The organism is Stenotrophomonas maltophilia, from assembly GCF_003970865.1.
Taxonomy (GTDB): domain Bacteria; phylum Pseudomonadota; class Gammaproteobacteria; order Xanthomonadales; family Xanthomonadaceae; genus Stenotrophomonas; species Stenotrophomonas maltophilia_AR.
This window is the reverse complement of the sequence record NZ_RXLZ01000006.1, coordinates 49,493-70,651: the sequence shown is the minus strand read 5'-3', so window position 1 is coordinate 70,651 and position 21,159 is coordinate 49,493. Positions and strand designations below refer to the sequence as shown.

The following is a 21,159-nucleotide window of genomic DNA, read 5'->3' as shown; positions in this document are numbered from 1 at the left end:
GACTCGCTGAGATCCGCCATGTCCCAAGCCGCTTTCTACCCCGTCGGAACCCCTGGCCAGCCGTGGGGAGCGGCGGAGCGGGAGGCGTGGCGTGGCCGCCAGCAGCGCCTGCGTCGCTATGACGAGGAGGTGCTGCCGCGCATCGAAGCGCTGGCCCCGCGCTTCGACAAGGTGGCCTATGGCCAGCTCGACTACGCTGGCGAGACCTACACCCTGTTCGCCCTGCGCAGCTGCGATTGGAACCCGGCGCTGCCCGCTGCCCTGGTCACCGGTGGCGTGCACGGCTATGAGACCAGCGGCGTGATGGGCGCGCTGGAGTTCCTCGAGAAGCACGCCGCCGACTATGCCGGCAAGGCCAACCTGCTGGTGGCGCCGTGCGTGAATCCGTGGGGCTTCGAGCGCATCAACCGCTGGAACTTCGATGCGATCGACCCGAACCGCAACTTCCGCGCCGACGGCCCGGCCCGTGAATCGACCGCCGTCATCGAACTGATCGCGCCGTACAAGGGCCAGTTCGTGCTGCACATCGACCTGCACGAGACCACCGACAGCGACGAAAGCGAGTTCCGCCCGGCGCTGGCCGCGCGTGACGGCAAGCCGTTCGAGCCGGGCCTGATTCCCGATGGCTTCTATCTGGTGGATGACAGCGAGGCCCCGCAGGCAGCCTTCCAGCAGGCGGTGATCGCCGCGGTGGAGAAGGTCACCCACATCGCGCCGGCCGACGACAAGGGCGAGATCATCGGTTCGCCGGTGGTGGCCCATGGTGTGATCGAGTACCCGCTGGTGAAGCTGGGCCTGTGCGCCGGGATTACCGGCGCGAAGTACACCACCACCACCGAGGTCTACCCGGACAGCCCGCGGGCGACCCCGCAGCAGTGCAACGACGCGCAGGTGGCGGCGGTGTGCTCGGCGCTGGATTACGCGCTCGCCCATCGTTGATCGGTAGTGCCGGCCGCTGGCCGGCAACTGAGAAAGGGGACGGAGGGGATTAAGTCGTTTGTGCCACAAACGACTTAATCCCCTCCGTCCCCTTTTTCGGCTCACCCCAACGCGTCGGCCCACCACAGTGCGGCCGGTCCGGGAGGCGTGTCGCGGCGCCACAGCAGGTCGCTGTGGATGCGCCGCGGCCAACCGGGCAGCACCAGTTCCACCAGTCGCCCACGGTCGTAGCGCTGCACCAGCGCCCGCGGCAGTTCAGCCCAGCCGATGCCGTCCTCGGCCATCTCCATCACCATCAGGTAGTCGGTGGCGGTCCAGGCCAGGCCGGTGACCACGCGGGACTGATCGACTTCCGCGCTCAGGCGCACCTGCCGATGCCGCGCCAGTTGTGCGGCGGCGCGACGCCCGGCGCTGGCCAGCGGATGTTCGCGCGCCACGTACACCGACAGTTCGCTGTGGTGGGCCAGCGGCCGGGCCGTCAGTTCACCGGGATAGCGCTCCTGCCTGGGCAGCAGGCCCAGCGCGGCGCGACCACTGCCGACCAGCTCCAGCACGTCCTCACCCTCGGCATCCAGCCATTCCAGTTCGATCTCCGGGAACGCCTCGGCGAAGCGTTGCAGGATCCGTTGCTCTGGATCGAGCTGGTAGACATCGGAGAACACCACGGTCAGGCGAGGCTCGACCGGTGCGGCCAGGCGCACGCTCAACTGTTGCAGGCGCGCATCGGCAGCCAGGATTTCCTGCGCGTGCCCCAATACCTGTCGCCCGGCCTCGGTCAGCTGCGGGTAGCGCCCGCTGCGATCGAACAGGCTCACGCCCAGGTCGGTTTCCAGGTGGGCAATGGCGGTACTGACTGTCGACTGGGTCTTGCGCAAGCGTCGCGCCGCCGCCGAGAACGAACCCAGCGCCGCGGCTTCCACGAAAGCCTGCAGGGATTCAGGGGAGTAGGGCATTGATCCATCGCTCCTGTCGATGGAATCCATTTTGATTCCACCGTAAAAGACGATGATACTGGTCGCCGTCGCCCCTGTCTGCGGGGCGTTCCGGACCCTCCACGCATGCCGTGGATCTATTGATGAGGCGGTGCGGTCCCCGTCCTGCAAGGAGTTTCACATGTCCCGTACTGTTCCCGCCCGTGGCGCGCTGGTCGCCTGGGCCTGCCTGACCGTGGCGATCGTCGCCGAAGTGGTCGGCACCTCGTTCATGGCCCATGCCGCCCGCGATGGCGGCTGGACCGGCTACCTGATCATGGCCGGCGCGCTGGCGCTGTCCTACTTCTTCCTGGCGCAGTCGGTGCGCCGCATCGCCGTGGGCGTGGCCTACGCAGTGTGGGAAGGCCTGGGCCTGACCCTGCTGACCGTGGTTGGCCTCACCGTCTTCGGTGAGAGCCTGTCGCTGCAGCAGCTCGCCGGCCTGGTGTTGGCAGTGGTCGGCATCGTCTGCGTCACCCTCGGGGAGGCGCACTGATGAACACCCTGGCACTGTTTTTCGTGATCTGTTCGGCGCTGATCGACGTCGCCGCCAACATGATGGTGGCCAAGTCGGAGGGCTTCCGTCGCTGGCGCTGGGGCGTTGGTGCGATCGTCATGGTCTGGATCGCCTTCGCCCTGCTGGGCCAGGCCGTGCGCTACATGGACCTGGCCACCGCGTATGCGATGTGGGGTGCGATCGGCGTGATCGGTACCGCCACCTGCGGCCGTCTGCTGTTCGGCAACCGCCTGCGTCCGATCGGCTGGATCGGCATCGCATTGGTGACGGTCGCGGTACTGCTGCTGAGTACCGCGAAGTAACGCGTCGCTGTGCCAACCAAGGTTGGCACCTACCGGTGTTGAGTCGCTGTGCCAACCAAGGTTGGCACCTGCCAGAGCGTGAGCCGCCGCAGGCAATCGCCCCGGGGATGATCTCCCCGGGGCGTTGCTGTTTCTGCCGCAGTTAGAAACGTGCGGTGAAGTTCAGCCGCGTGGTGCGGCCCGGGCCCGGCATCAGGCTCATCGCCAGCGTGTCCATGTAGTAGGTGTTGCGCAGGTTGCTGACCACCAGTTCCACTTCGGCCTTCGGGGTGAACTGCCAGCGCGCATAGAAGTCATAGATCGCGGTCGGCAGGTAGATGTTCTGCAGGCCGGTCGAGCCGGTCGTGTTCCAGGGCTTGTCCAGTTCATGGGTAGGGCCGCTGTTGTAGGTGCGGCGGATGCCGGTATCCAGTCGCTTGTCGAACAGGCGGAAGCCCAGCGTGCTGTGGATCGAGTACTTCGGCGGGTTCTGCGCGTTGACGAACGAGGTGCCGAAGCCGCCGTCCACGCAGTCCGGCGTGGTGTCCAGCTTGCTCCATTTCGCATACGGGTCTTCGCGCATGCGCTTGGCGGTGGCCGCATCGCAGGTGCGCGCGCGCTGGTAGTAGCTGGCCGACAGGTCCAGGTAGGCAATGCCGGCGTCGTAACCGGACTGCAGCTCGTAGCCGGACACCGTGTAGTTGTCGACGTTGTCGACGTAGAAGGCCCAGTTGCTGGAATCAAAGCGGCGGGTGATGGCGTTGTCGATATCGTTCTTGAACCAGGCGACCTTGAATGCCAGGCGATCACCGTCACGCCACAGGTCCTGCTTGAGCAGGCTGAAGCCGATGTCCCAGGAACGGTTCTTCTCCGGCTTCAGGTCGGCCACCGGGGCCGAGGTGCTGTTGCCCAGCGTCGATTCGAACAGACTGGGCATCTTCCAGCCCTGCGCGTACTTCACGTAGAAGAACATGTCCGCGTCGAGGTTGAAGCGCGCCTCGGCATACGGCGCGAAGCCGTGGCCCGAGCGCCGGATCGCCGGCTTGTAGCCCCAGGCGGTGGGAATCTGCTTGGTATAGAAGCCGTTGGCACCGCGCGGGTCACGGATGAATCCGTCGAAGTCGTAGGTCTGGCCCAGAGTGCTGTCGCCATAGGGCGTGGCGCGCAGCGAGTCATACGTGTAGTTGCCCTGTGCATCCGGGTACCACTCCTTATACCAGCCCGGCAGCAGCTGGCCACCCTTGCTCAGGCGCGCGAAGGTGTAGCGCAGGTCGCGCGATTCACTGACGAAGGCGACGCGGTTGCGGTCGCGGGTGCGGTAGTCGATGAAGCGGCCGCCTGCGGTCAGCGACAGCCAGTCCCACGGCTGCCATTGCAGCGACGCCACCACGCTGGCCTCGCGGCGCGTGCCCGAGCGCAGGTAACGGTTGTTGTTGTAGTCCACCGGCAGCACCGGCGAGTTGGGTGCGGTGTCTTCATGCTGGAAGGACGCGCCATAGCGCAGCGTCCAGTCGCCCAGATCATTGCTGAAGCGGGTGGTGTTGCTGCTGTCCAGGCCCCAGCGCCGGGTCTTCACGTCCGACTGCAGGCCCGGGCCGTAGGTCTCGCCCAGCGTGTCGGGCATCTGGTCGGAGGCCATTTCCTTGAACAGCGGCGTGTTGGCGATATTGCTGTTGAACATGCGGCTGGTGGCGGTGGTGAACCACAGCGTGCTGCTCAGGTCCAGCCACGGGTGCGCCTCGGGGCGGTAACGATGGCGAAGCGAGGTGGCGTTGACCCGCATCTTCCCGGGCTCGAACTGGAACATGGTGTTGGCCTTGTCCACGTAGGTCACCCATTCGTTGGACTCGCCCACGCGGCCGATCGCCGACGGCATGATTTCGCCGAAGCTGGAGTTGAAGAAGCGGTGGCTCAGCTCCAGGCGCTGGTCCGGGTCGGGCGTCCAGGTGAATTTCAGCAACGCCGATTCGTTGTCGGTGTGGGTGTTCAGGACTTCATCGCCCGGGTGGTACAGCTTGGAAACGGCCTGGCTGGACATGCCGGTACCGCCGCTGGACAGGTGCTGGTCGTCGTAGCGGTGGGCGCCGTTGCTGCCGGCGAAGTAGTTGCCCTGGCGGCGCCGTGCGTAGGCTGCGACAAGCTGCCAGTCTTCGCCGCGCTGGGCGAAGGCCACGCTGCCGTTCCAGTCGCGCGGGTCGCGCAGGCTGTTGCGGTTGTCGCTGCCACGCGCGATCTGCTTGAACGTACGGGTGCGGTCGATGCTGTTGTCGGCCACGCCGCCACGCACGCGCAGCCCCCAGTCCTGGCCGTCGTCGAGGATGTCCTCGGCCTTCAGCGTTTCCATGTAGACCACGCCACCGATCGCGCTGGCGGCATTGGCGGCCAGGCTCGGCCCTTTCTCGATGCTGATCGCGCTGATCAGGTCCGGGTCCAGGTAGCTGCGCTGCTGCACGCCGGCATAGCCGCGGTACACGTCGATGGCCTGCTGGCCACCATCAATGATCACCGGCACCCGGTTCTGGCCCTGCAGGCCGCGGATGTTGACGTCCAGCGCACCACCATTGCGTACGTCTCCGGTGTGCACGCCGACTGCGCCGGCCAGCACATCGCCGATCGACTGGCCGCGGAAGCGTTCCAGCTGCTGGTGGTCCAGATGCACGCGCGAGCCGCTGTCGCGGTAAACGGCATCGGCATCGGCCAGGCCCCACGGCGAAGCGCCTTCGCTGGCCTGGCCGGCCACACGCAGGGTGCCGATCTGGCGCACGCCGGCGTCGGTGACGGGGGCGGCCTGCAGCACCACGCCGCTGGCATCACGCTGGAACGAAAGGCCAGTGCCGGCCAATACCTCCGCCAGCGCGGCCTCGGTGTTGAGCGAGGCCTGCACGCCACCGCTGTGCCGGCCGCGGGTCAGGCGCGCATCGGCAGCGATGGACAGGCCGGACTGCTGGCCGAACGCGGTCAAGGCCTGGTCGAGCGGACCGGCCGGGATCTGCCAGCGAACGGCGGCGGCAGCATCCTGTGCGTGGGCGGCGGCCGGCAACAGGCATGGCGTGGCCAGGGCCAGGCACAGTGCGATGGCAAGCGGGCGAGGAGAAGGGCAGGGTAGTTTCATGGGGGCGGCGACATCCGCAATGGGTTCCCCTGTAGTGCCCGCCGAGCGCGCAGAAAGGGAACCGCCATTTCAAATCGGACGCACAACGGTCCACCAGGGCCAGCGCTGCTCGACGCGGATCGGCAGGGCGCGCGCCAGCAGTTTCAGGGCCTGCAGGCTGTCCAGGCGCGGCAATACCGCGGTGACATTCAATGCGGACAGTGCCGGATCACAGCCCAGATAGCCCCGATGGTGACGGGCCAGTTCGTCGATCACCCGGATCAGCTGCGTGTCCTGCACCTGCAGGCGTCCGTCCTGCCAGTCGCCGCGCAGAGGATCGGCAGTGACCGTTGTGAGTCCCCCCATCGGTCCGATCTGCAGCGCACCTCCCGCAGGCACATCCAGCGCCGCACCGAACATCGGCAGGCACCGCACCAGGCCCTCGAACACGTCCAACCGGCTGTCCTGCGCTTCGCGGCCGACCGCGAAGCGGGTGCCGATTGGCTGCAGGCGCGCCCCGGGTACATGCACGCTCAGGGGCAACCCGGTGAATGCTGGGTGGTGGCCGGTCTGCAGCAGCAGTTCGCCGCGCAGCAGATGCAGGGCGCGGTTGCCGTTGCCGATGTCGACGGTCACTTCGCTGCCGGCGTTGAGCCACAACTGGCTGCCATCGGCCAGCGTCCAATGACCGGTGCGCCCGGCAGCGGTGCGTTGCGTCTGCAGGTGGCGCTGCGCTTGCAGCCCGTGCAGGCCGAGAAGCGAGACCGCACCGATGCCGAGCGCGCCGCCGAGACTGCGAAGCGCGCGGCGGCGGCGATGGCCGGCGGCATCGAGCGCCGTTGCTGCCGCCGGTGCCGACAGCGGGGCGAACGACTGCCAGACCGCCTCGACCCGGCGCCAGGCGTCGGCGTGACCGGCGTCGGCGTGCAGCCACGCGCGCCAGTGTTGCTGGTCGTCGTCGCTCCAGCCCTGTTGGCGCAGCGCGAACCACTCTGCCGCCTGCTCCAGCGCCGGGCCGGCCACTGCCGCGCTCATGCCGCCGCGTCGCCGGACAGGCGCAGGCAATGCAGCATCGCCTGCGCCATGTACTTCTTGACCATACGCTCGGACACGCCAAGCTGTTGGCCGATCTCCGCATAGCCCAGTCCGGACAGCCGGGCCAGCAGGAAGGCACGCCGTGGCCGCTCGGCCAGGCCGGACAGCATGTCAGCGATGGCATGCAGCAGCTGCAGCGCCTGTGTGCGCTCCTCTGCGGAGGGATGCACCGGCTCCGGTTGTGCGGCCAGCGCGGTCAGATAGGCGCGCTCCAGGTCCGCGCGCTGCCAGTGATTGACCAGCAGGGCGTGCGCGATGGTACTGAGATAGGCGCGCGGCAAGCGCAGTTCGGATGGATCGACGCGACGGCTGAGCAGGCGCAGGAAGGTGTCCTGGGTCAGGTCGGCGGCGCAGTCGGCGTTGTGGGTGCGGCGGCGCAGCCAGCCCAGCAGCCAGCCATGGTGTTCGCGGTAGAACCCCGCCAGCGCGGTGCTGGAGGCGGCGGGCACGGCCATCGGCATGGGTCATTAATGAGAATGATTCCCATTATAGAGTGATCGGGCGGCGCACGACAAATCCTGGGCATGCCGCAGCGGGGGAGGTCGCCGGATTTGCGATGCCCGGCGTGCTCGCCGACACTGCGGCTTTCCACATGGAGTGCCCGCATGTTCAGCCACATCACCGTTGGAACGAACGACATGGACGTCGCGCATCGCTTCTACGATGCCCTGTTCACCGCTCTGGGTGCACGTCCGGGAGTGTTCGATGACAAGGGCCGGCTGGTGTACTTCAAGGACGGCCGCATGTTCATCGTCACCGCACCGATCGACGGCCAGCCCGCATGCCATGCCAACGGCGGCACGATTGGTTTCACCCTCGACAGCGCCGAGGCCGTGCGCGGTTGGCAGGACGCCGGTGTCGCCCACGGTGGCACCGCCATCGAAGATCCGGCCGGCATCCGCAGCATGGCCGGGCGCCAGTTGTTCCTGGCCTACCTGCGCGACCCGGACGGCAACAAGCTGTGCGCGGTGCATGTGATGTCGTGATCGGATGGAAACGCGCGGGCCGCGATCAACGTGGCCCGTGCGGTGCCATCAGGCGCAGGTACGCAGCAGCGCGCGCGTGATAACACGGAATCGCAGGATGGGCCTGTGACCGCAGGCCGCAACTTCATGCTCTGTCCACTGCGGTTCAGCCAGAATCGGTCGGCTAACCCTTTGATCTACCGGAGAACGCCGCCCCATGGATGTACTGGAGCCGCAACAATCCCCGGTGCGCACCCTTCGGCCTGTGTTCGCCTTCGCGGCGATCGTTGTCGTGGCGTTCGCGCTGTTCGTCAGCCTGTTCCCGCTCGGTGCGGGCCGCCTTCTGGTCAAGGCGCAGGACTGGGCCGCACTCAATGTCGGCTGGTACTACCTGCTGGCGATGACCCTCTACCTGGTGTTCGTGGTGGGGGTGGCGCTGTCCAAGTACGGTGGCATCAAGCTGGGTGCCGACCATGACGAGCCGGAGTTCAGCTACCTCTCCTGGGCCGGCATGCTGTTCGCCGCCGGCATCAGCATCACCCTCTTCTTCTTCTGCGTTTCCGAACCGCTGACCCACTACCTGCAGCCGCCGCAGGGCGATCCGGCCGCGGGCGAGGCCGGCGCGCGCCAGGCCATGCAGCTGCTGTTCCTGCACTGGGGCCTGCACGGCTGGGGCGTGTTCGCGCTGGCGGCAATGGCGATGGCCTATTTCGCCTATCGCCACAACCTGCCGCTGGCCCTGCGCTCGGCGCTGTACCCGCTGATCGGCAAGCGCATCAATGGCCCGATCGGCTACACCGTGGACGCGCTGGGCATCGTTGCCACCGTGTTCGGCATCGGCGCCGACATGGGCTTCGGCGTGCTGCACCTCAATGCCGGCCTGTCGCACCTGTTCAACATCCCGCACTCCAACCTGGTGCAGATCATCCTGGTGGTCAGCATGATGGGCGCGGCGGTGGCCGTGGCAGTGTCCGGGGTGGAGAAGGGCGTGCGCTGGATGGCCAACATCAACATGCTGCTGGCGATCGCGCTGGTGCTGTTCATGCTGTGCGCCGGCCCCACCCAGTACCTGCTCAGCACGTTGATGCAGAACCTGGGCGACTACCTGGGCAGCGTGGTTGGCAAGAGTTTCGATGTGTATGCCTATGGCGGCCGACCGGAATGGCTGGGTGGCTGGACGGTGTTCTACTGGGCCTGGTGGATCGGCTGGGCACCGTTCGTTGGCCTGTTCATCGCGCGCATCTCGCGTGGCCGCACCATCCGCGAATTCGTGTTCGGCGTGCTGCTGATCCCGCTGGGCTTCACCCTGGCCTGGCTGTCGATCTTCGGCAACAGCGCGCTTGACCAGGTGTTGCACCACGGTCAGCAGCAACTGGCGCAGCTGGCGGTGGATGACCCACCGACGGTGCTGTATGCACTGCTGGATGGCTACCCGTGGAGTCGCACGGTGATCGCGGTGACGGTGCTGGTCAGCTTCATCTTCTTTGTGACGTCGGCCGACTCGGGGGCGGTGGTGTTGTCCACGTTGTCCTCGCATGGCGGTGCGCCGGAGGATGATGGTCCGCGTTGGCTGCGCGTGTTCTGGGGCACGGTGATCGCGGTGCTGACCGCCGGGCTGCTGTTGGCCGGCAGCATCGATGCACTGAAATCGGCGGTGGTATTGGCCTCGTTGCCGTTCTCGGCGGTACTGCTGCTGATGATGTGGGGCCTGACCCGCGCCTTCAGTGACGAATCGCACCGCAAGCGCGCGCTGCAGTACCGGCCATCGCCGCTGATCGGTGACGACCGCCACCACCAGGGCTGGCGCCAGCGCCTGAGCCAGGCCATGCATTTCCCGGTGCGCGACCAGGTCTACCGCTTCATGGACGACACGGTGAAGCCGGCGATGGAAGCGGTGACCGAACAGCTGCGCGGGCAGGGCTGGGACGTGGCCACGCGCTTCGAGGCCGGCGACATGGAGCTGACGGTGAATCACGGCGAGCAGCAGGACTTCCTGTACCGGGTGATCCTCAGCGGCTACCTCACTCCGTCGTTCGCCGCACAGCAGCTGCGCAACCAGCGCTACTACCGCGCTGAGGTGCATCTGTACGAAGGCAGCCAGGACTACGACCTGGTGGGCTACAGCCGCAAGCAGATCATCAACGACATCATCAGCCAGTACGAACGGCACCTGCAGTTCCTGCACCTGAGCCGGTGATGCACGTTGATGGTAGTGCCGGCCGCTGGCCGGCAACACGAACGGGGCGGCGCATCACCGCCGCCCCGTTCGCGCATCAGAACCGGTAGCGCGCCCCCAGCGAGACGAACTGCCCGCGCAGGTTGTACTGGCTGATGTCGAAGCCGTTGGAGCCACCGGCCGGGTCGAACGGCGGATCCTTGTCGGTCAGGTTCAGCACCGACAGCGACAGCGTGGTGTTGGGAACACCTTCGTAGGCCACGTACAGGTCCAGCTGGTGATACGGCTTGATGCGGTCACGCAGGCCCGGGTTGCTGGTCGCCGTCGCCACACGCTGGTCGTAGCCACTCACGTATTGCAGGCTCAGCGTGCTGCTCCAGTCGCCCACTGCCCAGTTCAACGAGGTGGTGCCGCGGGTGCGCGGCAGTGCGCCGTGGCGGTTGTTGCCGGCCCCTTCATACGGTGCCTGGCCGGCCACCAGCGGCTGCTTGAAGCTGAGCAGATGGGTCCAGCTGCCGGCCACGGTGAAGTTGCCCCAGCCCTCGGTGCGGAAGGTGCGGTTGGCTTCCAGGTCCAGCCCTGAGGTGGTCAGCTCGCCCTGGTTGGCGTACTGGTTGGTGATGAACTGGATGCGCCCGTTCTCACGCTGCACGCGGCCCGGGAACAACTCCGGGTGATCGACGATGTACTGCGCGCTGTCCGGCTTGACCAGGTTGTCCTGCTCGATGCGGTACCAGTCCAGGCCGATGCTGGTATCGCCATCGGGCGACCACACCGCGCCCACGTTGAAGTTGCGCGAGCGCTCGGCCTTCAGGTCCGGGTTACCGGTGCGGATGTTGGTCACGCCACGGCTGCCACCGGGCTGCAGCGGATCCAGTGGATCGATCACCGAGCCATAGCTGACGGTCTGGCCCGGCGCGATCTCCGGCAGCGACGGTGCACGGAAGCCACGCGAGAACGAACCACGCAGCAGCAGGCTGTCCAGCGGCTGCCAGCGCAGCGCCACCTTCGGCGAGAACGCGTTGCCGAAATCATCGTAGTGGTCGCCGCGACCGGCCACCTGCAGCTCCAGCGTGCGGTGCAGCGGCACGCTCAGTTCGGCGTAGGCGGCGCTGACCTGGCGCTCGCCGTTGACCACGTTGATGGCCGGGCGCAGTTCGGTGCCCGACAGCACCTGCGCACTGGTGCGCGCGTCCAGTGATTCCTTGCGGAACTCGGCACCCCAGGCGAAGCCGACCGCACCGGCCGGCATCTCCCACAGCGAGGTCGAGGCCTTCACGTTCAACGCGTGCAGCTTGTACCAGCCCGGTCGCTTGGTCTGCAGGCGCAGTGCATCCAGCGCGCCTGGCGTGGCGGACGGGTTGAGGAAGTTGTAGCTGCCATCGCGCAGGATCTGTTCGAACGCGTAGCGGTTGACGAAGTTGTCGACGTATTCGCGCTGCGCGCTCTGCGAAGTCAGCGCCGCCACTTCCCAGTCCCAGCGCTCGCCACTGCCGCGCACGCCGGCCAGTGCACGGTAGAACACCTGGGTGTTGTCCTTCAGGCGCGGGCCGATGTCGAAGAAGGTGTACTCGAACGGCAGCGGCGTGCTGCCCGGGTTGTTCGGGTGGCCGACCGGCAGCACCGCCGGCACGTCGATCAGGGTGCCGGTGGCCGGGTTGTAGGCACGCAGGCCCGGGCCAACGGTCAGCGGCGCACTGAAGATCTGGTCGGCCTTGTTGTGGCTGTACAGTACGTCGGCGAAGGCTTCGACGCTGTCATTGAAGCGGTAGGTCGCACTCAACGACGCCTGCAGGCGCTCGGCGCCGGGCTGCAGGGTCTTGAACGGCTGCGCGTTGAAGGCGCAGGCCTGGCCGGGCAGGGTGCTGCCGAAGTCGCTGTACGGGCGCAGCTGGCTGCCGTCGGGGCAGTTGGCGAACGGCTGCGGCGCGCGTGGGTTGGACAGCCAGTTGCCACCGGCGGTGGACCAGCCGGCCAAGCGGCCACCGGGCTTGTCGCGGAAATCGCCGCTGCGGGTATAGGCGCGATCGTCGCCGTCGAGGCGGTCGCGCTTGAGCAGGTCCAGCCCGAACAGCACGTTCCAGCCCTGCTGTTCGAGGTCACCGAAGCCGGCCAGCAGGCTGGCCTTGCGTTCGTCCAGGCCGCCTTGGGTGGCGATACCGAAGCCGCCGCCCACTTCCACGCCCTGGAAGTTCCTGCGCAGGATGATGTTGATGACGCCAGCAATGGCGTCGGAACCGTACACCGCCGAGGCGCCGTCCTTCAGCACTTCGATGCGTTCGACCGCGCTGATCGGTAGCGCGTTGAGGTCGACGAAAGTGTCCTGGGTGTTGAGCGCGAAGCCGAAGTTGGACACACGGTAGCCGTTGACCAGCACCAGCGTGTTCTTCGGCGACAGGCCACGCAGGCCGATCGAGGCCGAGCCGGCGGCGAAGCTGCCGGTGTACTGCTCGTCGAAACTGTTGCCGGCGTTGGCCGACAGGTTGCGCAGCACGTCGGTGAGGGTGGAGCGGCCGGTCTGCTCGATCTGTTCGCGGCTGACGATCTGCACCGGATTCGGCCCGGCGGTATCGCTGCGCTTGATGTTGGAGCCGGTCACCAGCACGGCGCCGAGGGTGGTGCTGTCCTTGCCGGTGTCGGCGGATTCAGCGGCGCCGGCAGCGCCGGCGGTGAGGCCCAGCGCGATCGCGCCGGCAAGCAGGTTCAGGGTGGTGCGGTACATGGAAGCGACAACGCCGAACGGGGGAGGAGCCGTCAGTACCGCACGCAGGCACGTGCGCCTTCCAATGACGAAAGCGCATTCAGTTATACATCACGGGTTCTTAACGATCGGAATAGGCAATAGTGGACTGCATACGGGCGCCGTTACGGCATTCGACCCCGATCCATTTAATCGACCGGGTGAATTACTAGATCGGAGACGAAAATCCAGAGGCTGTCCGGTACCTCGTTGTGGCACACAAGCCCCATACCCCTGATGCTTTCAGGAAACTGGACCAGCACCCGCAGGCCGCGTTGATGCCTGGCCATGGAAGTTTGGGATTCCTCAAGAACAATGGTTCCGTTGGTACCGATCAACCTCCAGTAGTCTTCGGAGGGCCGAACACCGTCAGGCGGGTGCTTGCTTCCGAGAAAGGTCGCCAGCAGCACCTTCCGACCATTCAATGCGCTCAACGTGATTCCTTCTTCAGCAGAGACGAAGTAGGCATTATCCATTGGGACGGCGGCGGCGCGCAGCGCCGCCGAATCCAGCGCATTGCATCAAGGCCGCAGCAGCACCTTGCCGTTACGGCCCGAACCGGCGCCAGCCTCCGCTGCCTGGGCAATGTCGTCCAGTGCGAAGATCTGTTCCACCGGCAGGGTCAGCTCGCCGCCAGCGGCGCGCTTCAGCAGTTCGCCAACCAGCCGGCGCTTGTCCTCCACCGCCATCGCCTGGCTGACCTTGCTGCCCCAGAAACCCTTCACGGTGGCTTCCTTGTAGATCAGGCCGCCGGCGGGAATGCGCATCGGTTCGCCGCTCATCACACCGAACGACACCAGGGTGCCGTGGTGGCCGAGCAGGTCAACCAGGTCACCGCTGGCGTCGCCGCCGATGGAATCCACCGCGGCCGCGGCCTGTGCTTCGCCGGTCGCCTCACGCACGCGATCCTTCCAGCCGTCCATCGAGGTGTCGAACACATGATCGATGCCCAGCGCCATCAACTGTGCGACCGCATCGGCATTGCGCACCAGGTTGGCCACATGCACGCCACGCGCCCGCGCCAGCATCGCCAGCGACTTGCCCACCGCGCCGTTGGCGGTGTTCTGCACGATCCACTGGCCCGGCTCGACGTGCAGGAACTCCAGCAGCATCAGCGCGCTCAGCGGCATGGCGATCAGCTGTGCGGCCATTTCGTCGGGGATCGCCTCCGGCATCGGAATCACCATGCGTGCCGGTGCGATGAACGCTTCGGCCCAGGTGCCGTGCACCGAGGCGGCGGCAACCCGCTGGCCGATCTGCAGGCCGTCGACACCGTCGCCGAGTGCATCGACCACGCCCAGTGCTTCACTGCCACCGATCGCCGGCAGCGTCGGCTTGTAGCCGTAGAGGCCACGCACGGTCAGCAGGTCGTGGTTGTGGATCGAGGCCAGCACGGTGCGGATGCGCACCTCGCCGGGGCCGGGCTCAGGCAGCGGCGCATCGGCAATGGCAAGGACGTCGGTTGGGTCGCCGAAGGAGGGGTACTGGGCAGCGCGCATGGGCGGTGTTCCGGGGAAAGTTGATGTTGTACCGAACTGGGGACGCAGGCGCTGTCGACAAGGCGCCGCAGGTGCAACACGGCATCCTGCGACTGATCGTCGCGACATGTGCTGATTACCGCATCTTGTGTTGACGAGTTCGGATATCCCCACTATGTTGTGGCCGTCACTCCCGGTCAGCCGCCGCCGCCGGACATGCAGCAAACGTCCCGCGGCCCGCCCCTGAGGCTTGCCGTGTCGACGCGGCCGCCATCGTGCGGACGCAGGTCGCCCCCACGGCCCGGATACCGGCCGCAGGCGCAGGCAGATGCCGACGACCTACGTTCCCGTGCCCTGGCAATCCACCCGTTCGCCCCGTGCGCCGGTATCGCGTTCAGGGCCGCCATGGCATCGACCGCCAAAGCGCGTGCGAGCCTGGAGTTTCACCACCATGACCGACAGTACCTTCCGCGTGGCCGATCTGGCCGGCGCTGGCGACGCCTTGCGCGCCGGTGGCGAGCGCGTGCCGACCTGGATCACCAAGGAGGCCGGCAACCGTCGCCTGCCGTTCGAGGCCGAGCGCCTGCAGCGCAGCATCGACGCCGTGCATGCCGAGTTCCCGCAGCTGGATGTGAGCGACTACCGCCGCGTAGTGCAGTCGATGGTCGAACGCAAACCCAGCATCAGCGCCGATGACCTGGTCGATCTGCTGATCCGCGAGGCCGAGTCGCGGGTGGACCTGGTCGCACCCGAGTGGGAACAGTTTGCCGCGCGCATCTACCTGCGCCGCCTGTACAAGCGTGCCAGCCGCAACCGCTTCTACGACGTCGGCCTGAAGTACGGCTCGTATGTGGGCCTGCAGGAAAGCCTGGCCGACCGCGGCATCTACAGCAACGACATCCTGCGCTGCTATTCCAAGGAAGAGCTGCAGCAGGCCGGTGAGATGATCGACCCGGAGCGCGACCGACTGTTCGCCTACAACGGCCTGTACCTGCTGGCCACGCGCTATCTGGCCAGCGACCGCAGCCGCGAGGTCTACGAGCTGCCACAGGAGCGTTGGCTGACCATCGCGCTGTACCTGATGCAGGAGGAAAAGCCACGTGAGCGGCGCATGCAGCTGGTTGGCGAGGCGTACTGGGCGCTGTCCAATCTGTACATGACCGTGGCCACACCGACGTTGGCCAATGCCGGCAAGGTGGGGGGGCAACTGTCCAGCTGCTTCATCGACACGGTGGACGACAGCCTGCAGGGCATCTATGACTCCAACACCGATATCGCCCGCGTGTCCAAGCATGGCGGTGGCGTTGGCGCCTACCTGGGCTATGTGCGCAGCAGCGGCGCACCGATCCGTGGCGTGGCCAATTCCTCCGGCGGCGTGGTGCCGTGGATCAAGCAGCTCAACAACACCGCGGTGTCGGTTGATCAACTTGGCCAGCGCAAGGGTGCGGTGGCGGTGTACCTGGACATCTGGCACCGCGACATCGAAGCGTTCATGGACCTGCGCCTCAACAACGGCGACCAGCGCCTGCGCGCGCACGATGTGTTCACCTCGGTGTGCGTGCCCGACCTGTTCATGGAAGCGGTCGAGCGCCGCGCCGACTGGTACCTGTTCGACCCGCACGAGGTGAAGCAGGCCAAGGGCTGGTACCTGCAGGACTTCTACGACGAGAAGCGCGGCTCAGGCAGCTTCCGCGACCGCTACGCCGAACTGGTCGCCGATGAGCGCATCAGCCGCCGCACGGTGAAGGCCATCGATCTGTTCAAGCGGATCATGCTCAGCCAGCTGGAAACCGGCAACCCGTTCCTGTTCTACCGCGACGAGGTCAATCGCCGGAACCCGAACAAGCACGCGGGCATGATCTATTCCAGCAACCTGTGCACCGAGATCCTGCAGAACATGAGCCCGACGCGGATGATCCAGGAGATCGTCAGCGGCGACCAGATCGTCACCACACGCCGTGCCGGTGACTTTGTGGTCTGCAACCTGTCCTCGATCAATCTCGGCCGGGCGATCAGTGCGCCGGATGACCTGCTGGCCACCGATGTGCTGGAGCGGCTGATCCCGATCCAGGTGCGCATGCTCGACAACGTGATCGACCTCAACGCGTTGCCGGTGCCGCAGGCCACGATCACCAACCGCAAGTACCGCGCCATCGGCCTGGGCACGTTCGGTTGGCACCACCTGCTGGCGCAGCAGGCAATCCAGTGGGAATCACCGGATGCGGAGGCGTTGGCCGACCGGCTCTACGAACGCATCAACTTCCTGACCATCCAGGCCAGCGCGCAGCTGGCGAAGGAGAAGGGCAGCTACCCGATGTTCGCGGGAAGTGACTGGCACAACGGGCGTTACTTCCGTGACCGCGACTACAGTGGCGCCGCATGGGACAGCCTGGCCCGCGAAGTGGCCACGCACGGCCTGCGCAACGGCTGGCTGCTGGCGGTGGCGCCGAACATGAGCACCGCGCAGATTGCCGGCTCCACCGCCTCGATCGACCCGATCTACAGCGCGTTCTACTACGAGGAAAAGAAGGACTTCCGGCGGCCGGTGGCCGCACCGGGCCTGTCGCTGGAAACTTGGCCGTACTACGAGAAGGGCGCCTACAAGGTCGATCAGTTCGCCAGCGTGCGCCAGAACGCGCGCCGCCAGCGCCATGTCGACCAGTCGATCAGCTTCAACCTGTACGTGCCCAGCACCATCCGCGCGAGCACGCTGCTGGAGCTGCACCTGAGCGCCTGGCGCGAAGGCCTGAAGACCACCTACTACGTGCGCTCCAACGACATCGACATCAGCGAATGCGAATGGTGCTCCAGCTGATCGCCGGCGACCCACGGCAATGCCGGTCGCTGCCCGGCAACCCCGCGATCTACGGCAATGCCGGCCGCTGCCCGGCAACCCCGCGATCTACGGTAGTGCCGGCCGCTGGCCGGCAACACCGCGATCTACGGTAGTGCCGGCCGTTGGCCGGCAACACGATAGAAAGAGAACGAAGGCATAAAACCATGGCAACCCCCCTCGACCGCATCAAGATCCTCGAACCGCGCCATCCCAACCGCAGCACCGGCATCATCAACGGCCGCACCAGCGGCATCCTCAACTGGAACGACATCCCGTACCCGTCGTTCTATCGGGCCTACAAGGAGCTGTCGACCAACTTCTGGATTCCCGACGAGGTCGACATGAAGCTGGATGCCCGCCAGTACGGCGAGCTCAACGCGCGCGAGAAGAACGCCTACGACTCGATCATCGGTCTGCTCGCCACGCTGGATTCACCGCAGACCCGCTTCATCTACAACGTGGCCGAGTACATCACCGACCCGGCCGCGCACGCCAACGCGGCGATCATCGGGCAGCAGGAAGTGATCCACAACGAGAGCTACAGCTACGTGCTGGCCTCGATCACCGACCTGCCGAACCAGAACCGCATCTTCGAGATCGCCCGCACCCACCCGACCATCATCAAGCGCAACGCACCGATCATGGGCGCGTATGACGACTTCATGCGCGAGAAGACCGCCGAGACCCTGCTGAAGTCGCTGATCCAGTCCTCGATCCTGGAAGGCATCAACTTCTATTCCGGCTTTGCGTACTTCTACAACATGGTGCGGCAGAACCGCATGAACGGCACCGGCAAGATCATCAGCTTCATCAACCGCGACGAGCTGGCGCACACCAAGTTCATCAGCGAGTTGATCCGCGCCATCATCGGCGAGAACCCGGAGCTGCAGACCAACGAGTTGACCGCCTATGTGCACCAGTCGTTCGAGCATGCCATCGAGCTGGAGACGCAGTGGTCGTCGGAGGTGCTGGATGGCATCGACGGCATCGACGTGGACGAAATGGTGCGTTACGTGAAGTACCGTGCCAACAAGATGGCCGGCATGCTCGGCATCGAGCGCCTGTACAGCGACACCACCGACAACGTGATGCCGTGGATCAAGGCCTACGCCGACAACTTCACCGAAACCAAGACCGACTTCTTCGAGATGCGCAATGCAAGTTACAAGAAGACCAACGTCGACAACGGCTTCGACGACCTCTGAGCCCAGCGCCGCGCTGAGCATCCTGGTGGTGGTCGCCTCGTTGAGCGGCAACACCCGCGAACTCGGCCGGCAGATTGCCGAGCGTTGCCGCGCCGCCGGCCATGCGGTGCACTGGCAGGAGGCGGACGACCTGCGCCAGGCGCCGCCACTGGCGGCCGACGAGGCCGACCTGGTGCTGCTGGGCTGCTGGACTGACAACGCCGGCCGCACGCCGTCGGAGATGAAGGCGTGGGTGGCAGGTATTGCCGAACGCGGCGAGCGGCCGCGGCAGCTGGCGGTGTTCGGCACCGGCGAAACGCAGTGGGGGCAGGAGTACTACTGCGGCGCCGTGCACCGCCTGATCCGCTACTTCCGCAGCGACTACCCGCCGCTGGAAATCGAACAGATGCCGCATGGCCAACGCCATGCCGGGGCCATCGAGGCCTGGACCGACGCGGTCCTGGCCCACTATTGGAGCAACACCGATGCAGATCATCGACGCCACCACGCCTGAGCAGTTCCAGCAGCTGCTGGCCGAACACCCGCGGGTGCTGGTGGATTTCCACAAGGACCAGTGCCCGGGGTGCCGGATGCTGGAGATGTCGTTGCACCGGGTGGCCAACAGCGTGGCGGGGCAGGGCACGACCCTGCTGCGCGTGCAGCTGGAAGTGCTGGGTGAGGCGTTCTTCAGGGAGCTGGGGCTGCGGCAGACGCCGACGCTGTCGCTGTTCCGTGACGGTGACGAACGTACGCGCCTGGCGGGGTTCCAGTCGCCGCAACAGATCGAGGCCGCGATCGCGTTGCATTTGTAGAGCCGAGCCATGCTCGGCTGCTGTTCGCGCGGTGAGCGATGAGTCGAGCATGGCTCGACTCCACAAGAGCATCCACGCATGGCGTGGATCTACTGGGTCCAACCCCTGGATCTGGCATCACCCGCCGCTGAAGGTATCCACCAGCAGCTTCACGTTCAATACCACGATCACCAGCGCGATCACCCAGGCAATCGCACCCAGCCAGCGCGGTGCGACCAAGGCACCCATCGTCACCTTGTCGGTCACGATCCGCACCAGTGGGATGATCGCGAACGGCAGCTGCATCGACAGCACCACCTGGCTCAGCACCAGCAGCTTTACCGCGCCCTGGTCGCCGAACAGCATGATCACCACCACCACCGGAATGATCGCCAGTGCGCGCGTGATCAGCCGCCGCAGCCACGGTGGCAGTCGCAGATGCAGGAAGCCTTCCATCACGATCTGACCGGCCAGCGTAGCGGTCACCGTTGAATTCAGGCCCGAGGCCAGCAGGGCCACCGCGAACAACGTCGCCGCTGCGCCCACGCCCAGCATCGGCGCCAGCAGCTGATGCGCCTGCTCGATGTCTTCCACATCGAACCGGCCGTTGGCATGGAACACCGCCGCCGCCAGGATCAGGATGCTGGCGTTGATGAACAATGCCAGGGTCAGCGCGAGGGTGCTGTCGGTCACTGCCCAGCGCAGGGCACTGCGACGGCCCTCGTCGGTGCGCGGGTAGGCGCGGGTCTGCACGATGGACGAATGCAGGTAGAGATTGTGTGGCATCACCGTGGCACCAATGATGCCGATGGCGATATACAGCGCGTGAGGATCGGTCACTACCTGCGCGCGCGGAATGAATCCGCCCAGCACGTCCATCACCGGCGGTGCGGCCAGCGCGATCTGCACCATGAAGCAGCCGAAGATCACCATCAGCAGCGCGATCACGAAGGCTTCCAGCGCCCGGAAGCCGCGGTTCATCAGCAGCAGTACCAGCAGCGTGTCCAGGGCGGTGATCACCGCGCCCCACAGCAGCGGCAGGTCGAACAGCAGCTTCAATGCGATCGCGGTGCCGATCACTTCGGCCAGGTCGCAGGCGATGATCGCCGCCTCGCACAGCGCCCACAGCGCCAGGTTCACCGGCTTCGGGTAACGCGCGCGGCAGGCCTGGGCCAGGTCCATGCCGGTGGCGATACCGAGCCGCGCCGACAGCGCCTGCAGGATCACCGCCATCAGGTTGGAAATGAGGATGACCGACAGCAGCAGGTAGCCGAAGCGCGAACCGCCGGCGAGGTCGGTGGCCCAGTTGCCCGGGTCCATGTAGCCGACCGAGATCATGTAGCCCGGGCCGAGGAAGGCCAGCAGGCGGAACCACCAGTGACCCTTGTCGGGCACCGCCACCGAGGCGTTGAGCGCGCCCAGGCTGGCCGCAGTGGAGGCCGAAGGGTCGCGGGGTGCCAGGGTGTTCATGGGTCCGAATATAGCTCCTGCTATAGTCATTAGCAATGTGAAACAATCGTCTTTATCGCGTTACTGGTCCAGAATTCAGGTTCAACACCGGATCACCCCGGAAGGACAGGCGCAGGCGTGGGCAAGACCGACGATTCGACATCGCTGAAAAGCACCCCCTTGATCGAGGCCGAGCGCCAGGTCGAGAGCTTCCGGCAAGTGCGCGAGGCGCACCGGATGGAGCTGGTGGAGGACTATGTCGAGCTGATCTCGGACCTGCTGGCCGACGGCGGCGAGGCCCGCCAGGTCGATATCGCCACCCGCCTGGGCGTGGCCCAGCCCACCGTGGCGAAGATGCTGCGGCGCCTGGCCCGCGATGGCTGGGTGGTGCAGCGGCCGTACCGCGGCGTGTTCCTGACCCCGGAAGGCGAGGCACTGGCCCATGCCAGCCGCCAGCGTCATCAGACCGTGGAGCGTTTCCTGCTGGCGCTGGGCGTGGACGCGGATACCGCGCGGCGCGATGCCGAGGGCATCGAGCACCATGTGAGCGAGCAGACGCTGGCGTTGTTTGAAGCGTTCGTGCGCAAGGCCGAGGGCGGGGCGCCGTAACGGTAGCGCCGGGCCGTGCCCGGCGGCATTTCGCGCG

The 21,159-nt window shown here is 66.3% G+C and carries 18 protein-coding genes; 10 read left to right on the top strand and 8 right to left on the bottom strand.

The features are described from left to right. The first annotated feature begins 18 nt into the window (after positions 1-18). Positions 19-939, top strand: a complete 921-nt coding sequence (locus EKL94_RS03380; protein ID WP_126927976.1) for a M14 family metallopeptidase — start codon at positions 19-21, stop codon at positions 937-939. A gap of 101 nt (positions 940-1,040) precedes the next feature. On the opposite strand, the gene EKL94_RS03375 is transcribed toward EKL94_RS03380, so the two are convergent. Then, a complete protein-coding gene (locus EKL94_RS03375; protein WP_024957419.1) occupies positions 1,041-1,892 on the bottom strand; it encodes a LysR family transcriptional regulator in 852 nt (283 codons plus the stop codon). A gap of 160 nt (positions 1,893-2,052) precedes the next feature. On the opposite strand from EKL94_RS03375, the gene EKL94_RS03370 reads away from it, so the two are divergent. Together EKL94_RS03370 and EKL94_RS03365 are read left to right on the top strand one after the other, a co-directional pair. Continuing rightward, entirely contained in the window at positions 2,053-2,406 is a 354-nt protein-coding gene (locus tag EKL94_RS03370; protein ID WP_010485170.1) for an SMR family transporter, read from the top strand. Then, on the top strand, positions 2,406-2,729 hold the full coding sequence (locus EKL94_RS03365) for a DMT family transporter (protein ID WP_012480533.1): 324 nt from the start codon (positions 2,406-2,408) through the stop codon (positions 2,727-2,729). The genes EKL94_RS03370 and EKL94_RS03365 overlap by 1 nt, the downstream gene beginning before the upstream one ends. 142 nt (positions 2,730-2,871) lie before the next feature. Here the strand turns inward: EKL94_RS03365 and EKL94_RS03360 are convergent, their stop codons facing one another. The 3 genes from EKL94_RS03360 to EKL94_RS03350 all read right to left on the bottom strand — a co-directional run bounded on the left by EKL94_RS03360 (position 2,872) and on the right by EKL94_RS03350 (position 7,349). Beyond that, complete coding sequence (locus EKL94_RS03360) at positions 2,872-5,820, bottom strand: TonB-dependent receptor (protein ID WP_126927975.1); 2,949 nt, start codon at positions 5,818-5,820, stop codon at positions 2,872-2,874. Between the two features lie 69 nt (positions 5,821-5,889). Beyond that, positions 5,890-6,834: a FecR family protein gene (locus EKL94_RS03355; RefSeq protein WP_126927974.1), complete on the bottom strand. Its 945-nt coding sequence runs from the start codon at positions 6,832-6,834 to the stop codon at positions 5,890-5,892. Further along, the gene (locus EKL94_RS03350; protein ID WP_005409975.1) at positions 6,831-7,349 is read right to left on the bottom strand and encodes a sigma-70 family RNA polymerase sigma factor; all 519 of its coding nucleotides are present in this window, start codon (positions 7,347-7,349) and stop codon (positions 6,831-6,833) included. Before EKL94_RS03350 ends, EKL94_RS03355 begins: the two co-directional genes overlap by 4 nt. Before the next feature lie 150 nt (positions 7,350-7,499). Between EKL94_RS03350 and EKL94_RS03345 the strand changes: the two genes are divergently transcribed. Next, the gene (locus EKL94_RS03345) at positions 7,500-7,880 is read left to right on the top strand and encodes a VOC family protein (protein ID WP_099523683.1); all 381 of its coding nucleotides are present in this window, start codon (positions 7,500-7,502) and stop codon (positions 7,878-7,880) included. A gap of 196 nt (positions 7,881-8,076) precedes the next feature. Further along, positions 8,077-10,056: a choline BCCT transporter BetT gene (gene betT, locus EKL94_RS03340; RefSeq protein ID WP_126927973.1), complete on the top strand. Its 1,980-nt coding sequence runs from the start codon at positions 8,077-8,079 to the stop codon at positions 10,054-10,056. 76 nt (positions 10,057-10,132) lie between these two features. On the opposite strand, the gene EKL94_RS03335 is transcribed toward betT, so the two are convergent. The 3 genes from EKL94_RS03335 to EKL94_RS03325 all read right to left on the bottom strand — a co-directional run bounded on the left by EKL94_RS03335 (position 10,133) and on the right by EKL94_RS03325 (position 14,274). Continuing rightward, positions 10,133-12,757, bottom strand: coding sequence for a TonB-dependent receptor (locus tag EKL94_RS03335; RefSeq protein ID WP_126927972.1), 2,625 nt, complete (start codon positions 12,755-12,757; stop codon positions 10,133-10,135). A gap of 167 nt (positions 12,758-12,924) precedes the next feature. Then, positions 12,925-13,251, bottom strand: coding sequence for a hypothetical protein (locus EKL94_RS03330; RefSeq protein WP_088430467.1), 327 nt, complete (start codon positions 13,249-13,251; stop codon positions 12,925-12,927). 45 nt (positions 13,252-13,296) lie between these two features. After that, positions 13,297-14,274: a zinc-binding dehydrogenase gene (locus EKL94_RS03325; protein WP_126927971.1), complete on the bottom strand. Its 978-nt coding sequence runs from the start codon at positions 14,272-14,274 to the stop codon at positions 13,297-13,299. Between the two features lie 430 nt (positions 14,275-14,704). Here EKL94_RS03325 and EKL94_RS03320 point away from each other — a divergent pair, with 430 nt between their 5' ends. From EKL94_RS03320 to EKL94_RS03305, 4 genes are all read left to right on the top strand, one after another. Beyond that, positions 14,705-17,068: a ribonucleoside-diphosphate reductase subunit alpha gene (locus tag EKL94_RS03320; RefSeq protein WP_126927970.1), complete on the top strand. Its 2,364-nt coding sequence runs from the start codon at positions 14,705-14,707 to the stop codon at positions 17,066-17,068. A 185-nt stretch (positions 17,069-17,253) separates the two neighbouring features. Then, the gene (locus EKL94_RS03315; protein WP_024957408.1) at positions 17,254-18,294 is read left to right on the top strand and encodes a ribonucleotide-diphosphate reductase subunit beta; all 1,041 of its coding nucleotides are present in this window, start codon (positions 17,254-17,256) and stop codon (positions 18,292-18,294) included. 25 nt (positions 18,295-18,319) lie between these two features. After that, complete coding sequence (locus EKL94_RS03310; RefSeq protein ID WP_012480523.1) at positions 18,320-18,787, top strand: flavodoxin; 468 nt, start codon at positions 18,320-18,322, stop codon at positions 18,785-18,787. Beyond that, positions 18,759-19,085 carry a thioredoxin family protein gene (locus EKL94_RS03305; RefSeq protein WP_005409967.1) on the top strand — a complete coding sequence of 109 codons (327 nt, stop codon included), beginning with the start codon at positions 18,759-18,761 and terminating at the stop codon, positions 19,083-19,085. The genes EKL94_RS03310 and EKL94_RS03305 overlap by 29 nt, the downstream gene beginning before the upstream one ends. A gap of 117 nt (positions 19,086-19,202) precedes the next feature. Here the strand turns inward: EKL94_RS03305 and EKL94_RS03300 are convergent, their stop codons facing one another. Beyond that, positions 19,203-20,534: an Nramp family divalent metal transporter gene (locus EKL94_RS03300; RefSeq protein ID WP_126927969.1), complete on the bottom strand. Its 1,332-nt coding sequence runs from the start codon at positions 20,532-20,534 to the stop codon at positions 19,203-19,205. A gap of 117 nt (positions 20,535-20,651) precedes the next feature. Between EKL94_RS03300 and mntR the strand changes: the two genes are divergently transcribed. Beyond that, a complete protein-coding gene (gene mntR / locus EKL94_RS03295) occupies positions 20,652-21,122 on the top strand; it encodes a manganese-binding transcriptional regulator MntR (RefSeq protein WP_005413716.1) in 471 nt (156 codons plus the stop codon). Positions 21,123-21,159 lie beyond the last annotated feature (37 nt).